Raw genomic sequence first — 548 nt, 5'->3', positions numbered from 1 at the left:
TACCATTACTTTAAAAGGATGGGCTGTCGATGATTTAAAAAGGCCATGTCACGATATCGTTGTTGTTATAAATAACTCCATACTTATTCACACTAACAATATATCGTTTCATGATAGGCCAGATGTACAGCGTGCAGGGGTTGGTAATGGAATAGGATGTGGGTTCATATCTTCTGTGACCTTACCCAATATACATATTGCAGACATACAAATTTATGCAACGAACAAGTCTGAGATAGCTTGTGTTGAGTTTAAAATCCCTGAGCAACTAACAGCTATATTGGTTTAGAAATAATAATTAAATACAATGTTGCTTTGTCTATCACTAAACCTGGAATTGGATGGTTTAATTTTTCTGATTTCAGAATAAATAATTTAAAGCCGGTCTGATAAGGAAAATGCGAAAAGCTGCGATGGACAGGAAGTTCCTCGCTTCAGTCATTGTGGAGGCGGGGTTTCGTAATCTTGCCATGAGATGTAGGTGATGTTTGTACAAATATTATAGTGGTATTTCACCGGCTTATTTACACATTCCGTGACACTCGAAG

Annotated in this window: 1 protein-coding gene; it reads left to right on the top strand. The window is 37.0% G+C overall.

Annotation, left to right across the window (positions count from 1 at the left end):
- On the top strand, nt 1-289 hold a 289-nt coding region (locus LG30_RS22705), incomplete at its 5' end, for a hypothetical protein (protein WP_238566400.1).
- Between the last annotated feature and the right edge of the window lie 259 nt (nt 290-548).

Origin of the sequence: Aeromonas aquatica (genome assembly GCF_000764655.1) — a bacterium.
GTDB classification, from domain to species: Bacteria; Pseudomonadota; Gammaproteobacteria; order Enterobacterales; family Aeromonadaceae; genus Aeromonas; species Aeromonas aquatica.
This window is presented reverse-complemented; position numbering and strand designations above follow the sequence as displayed.